The 2090-nt window shown below is 62.4% G+C and carries 4 protein-coding genes; all 4 read left to right on the top strand.

The features are described from left to right. Nucleotides 1–473, top strand: a 473-nt coding sequence (locus EOA22_RS31500; RefSeq protein WP_127390503.1) for an FAD-dependent oxidoreductase, incomplete at its 5' end; no start/stop codon positions are given. Further along, a complete protein-coding gene (gene thiS, locus EOA22_RS31495) occupies nt 442–639 on the top strand; it encodes a sulfur carrier protein ThiS (RefSeq protein WP_024504260.1) in 198 nt (65 codons plus the stop codon). The genes EOA22_RS31500 and thiS, both read left to right, overlap by 32 nt. Nucleotide 640: 1 nt before the next feature. After that, nucleotides 641–1414 carry a thiazole synthase gene (locus EOA22_RS31490; RefSeq protein ID WP_127390502.1) on the top strand — a complete coding sequence of 258 codons (774 nt, stop codon included), beginning with the start codon at nt 641–643 and terminating at the stop codon, nt 1412–1414. Continuing rightward, on the top strand, nt 1411–2016 hold the full coding sequence (locus tag EOA22_RS31485) for a thiamine phosphate synthase (protein ID WP_063169416.1): 606 nt from the start codon (nt 1411–1413) through the stop codon (nt 2014–2016). The genes EOA22_RS31490 and EOA22_RS31485 overlap by 4 nt, the downstream gene beginning before the upstream one ends. Nucleotides 2017–2090 lie beyond the last annotated feature (74 nt).

Here is a 2090-nt window from a genome sequence, read left to right as displayed (position 1 = left end):
GAATGGCAGCGGCCGATGACAGGCTGCGCGGTGTTCGCGGCGAAATGCTGATCCTTCGCACGCCTGATGTCTCGCTGTCGCGGCCGGTCCGTTTGCTTCATCCACGCTTTCCGCTTTATGCCGTGCCGCGCACCGATCACCGTTTCATGATCGGAGCGACGATGATTGAAAGCCAGAGCGCCGGACCGGTGACGGCGCGTTCCATGATGGAGCTGCTGGGCGCCGCCCATGCCCTCCATCCGGCCTTTGGTGAGGCCGAGATCGTTGAAACCGGTGTGGGTGTCCGTCCGGCATTTCCCGACAATTTGCCACGCGTCGAAACAGACGGTGAGATCATCGCGATCAACGGTCTTTATCGTCACGGTTTTCTCCTCGCCCCCGCCATGGCGCGCCAGGCTGCCGACCTGGTTTTCAGTCAAGACAGAACCAAGGAGCATGCTCATGAAACTGATGGTCAACGGCGAGGCGCGTGAGATTGCCGCCACCACGCTGGCCGAGTTGCTTGCCGCGCTCGACTATGAGGGCGATTGGCTCGCCACCGCCGTCAACAGCGACCTCGTGCACAAAGCCAACCGCGCGGAGTTCCAGTTGAGCGACGGCGACCGGATCGAAATCCTCTCGCCCATGCAGGGCGGCTAGCATGTTGGAGCTTTATGGAACCGAGCTTTCGTCGCGCCTGCTTCTCGGCACGGCTCAGTATCCTTCGCCGGCCTTCCTTGCCGATGCAGTCAAGGCATCGGGCACGTCGGTGGTGACCGTCTCGTTGCGGCGTGAGATGGCGGGCGGTAGGGCCGGCGAACAATTCTGGTCGTTGATCCGCTCGCTGGGCGCCAGAACCCTGCCCAATACCGCCGGCTGCCTCTCCGTCAAGGAAGCCGTCACCACCGCGAAAATGGCGCGCGAGGTCTTCGGCACCAACTGGATCAAGCTCGAAGTGATCGGCAATCACGACACGCTACAGCCGGATGTGTTCGGTCTGGTTGAAGCCGCCCGCATCCTGTGCGAGGACGGCTTTGCGGTATTCCCCTATACCACCGACGATCTCGTTGTCGCCGAGCGGCTGCTGGAAGCGGGCTGCAAGGTCCTGATGCCGTGGTGCGCACCGATCGGTTCCGCCTTGGGACCGGTCAACATGACGGCGCTGCGCTCGATGCGCGGATATTTCCCTGGCGTCCCGCTGATTGTGGATGCGGGGCTCGGACGGCCGTCGCACGCGGCCACCGTCATGGAACTCGGCTTTGACGCCGTGCTCCTGAACACAGCGGTCGCCAAGGCGGCAGATCCGGTCGGCATGGCGCGTGCTTTCGGTAAGGCGGTCGACGCCGGTCGTGAGGCGTTCAGTTCGGGAATGCTCGAACCGCGCGACGTCGCCGTGCCATCGACACCGATGGTCGGCAGGGCCGTTTTTTCATGAAGCTCGATCCCTTCTACCTGATCGTCGACAGCGCCGCCTGGATCGAAAGGTTGGCGCCGCTCGGCGTCAAGCTGATTCAGCTTCGCATCAAAACCATGGATGAAACCGGGCTGCGCGCGGAGATCCGCAAGTCGAAGGCCTGGTGTGTCCAACACAAAAGCCAGCTCATCATCAATGATTATTGGCGCCTGGCAATCGAGGAAGGCTGCGATTTCGTGCATCTGGGCCAGGAGGATTTGCAAACGGCCGACCTCTCGAGGATACGGGCAGCGGGCGTCAGGCTCGGATTGAGCACGCATGATCATGTCGAGCTGGAAACGGCCATGTTTGCCGAGCCCGACTATGTCGCGCTCGGTCCGATCTATCCCACCACTTTGAAGAAAATGAAGTGGGCACCGCAAGGGCTAGAGCGGATCAGCGAGTGGAAGCGGCGGGTGGCGCCGATCCCATTGGTCGCCATCGGCGGCCTCAACCCCGACCGCCTCGACGGCGTCTTTGAGGCCGGCGCCAACAGCGCCGCAGTGGTCACGGACATCACGTTGAGCTTCGACCCCGAAGCGCGCACGCGAGAATGGATCGAAAAGACGGACCGATGGCGATGAGACGAGAACCGCATGTGCTTGTCGTTGGCGGATCAGATTCCAGCGGGGGTGCTGGAATCTGATCCGCCAACGAC

The organism is Mesorhizobium sp. M7A.F.Ca.US.014.04.1.1 (assembly GCF_003998745.1).
GTDB classification, from domain to species: domain Bacteria; phylum Pseudomonadota; class Alphaproteobacteria; order Rhizobiales; family Rhizobiaceae; genus Mesorhizobium; species Mesorhizobium ciceri.
Note: the sequence above shows the minus strand (reverse complement) of the source record. Positions and strands in the feature narration are given on the sequence as shown.